Annotated in this window: 1 protein-coding gene; it reads right to left on the reverse strand. The window is 43.7% G+C overall.

The genetic code is table 11. From position 1 onward, the window contains the following. A partial coding sequence (locus ACS8FD_RS23370; protein ID WP_439277609.1) for a cbb3-type cytochrome c oxidase subunit I occupies window positions 1–509 on the reverse strand: 509 nt, incomplete at its 3' end. Window positions 510–567: the final 58 nt, after the last annotated feature.

Consider the following 567-nt stretch of genomic DNA (forward strand, 5'->3'; position numbering starts at 1 on the left):
AAAAACCAGTTAGCCACATAAATATGTGACGTTTTACGTTTGATAAGGGTGCCAAAAAAGACAATGGCATAAGAGATCCATACCAAAGCAATCAAAATATCAATTGGCCACTCAAGCTCTGCATACTCTTTAGTAGAGGTCAAACCTAAAGGGAGGGTGATTACAGCGGATACAATCACCGCTTGCCAACCCCAAAAGGTAAACCAAGCCAGATAGGGGGCAAATAGTCTTGTCTTACAAGTACGTTGAACGACATAGTAAGAGGTTGCGAACAGGGCAGAGCCACCAAACGCAAAAATAACCGCATTGGTATGTAGCGGTCTTAAACGACTAAAGGTCAGCCATGGAATGTCAAAGTTAAGTGCTGGCCATGCCAACTGTGAGGCAATGAACACACCAAGACTCATGCCGACGATGCCCCATGCAACGGCCATAATCGTAAAAAACCTTACGATAGTAATTTCGTATTCACGGTCAACTGGGGCGACTGCTGTGTTTTGTAAACTCATTGGATGATTCCTTTACAGCCCGAATTATCAATAGAACTAACTAACGCTCCACGTTACG

The organism is Psychrobacter sp. 1U2, from assembly GCF_051847575.1.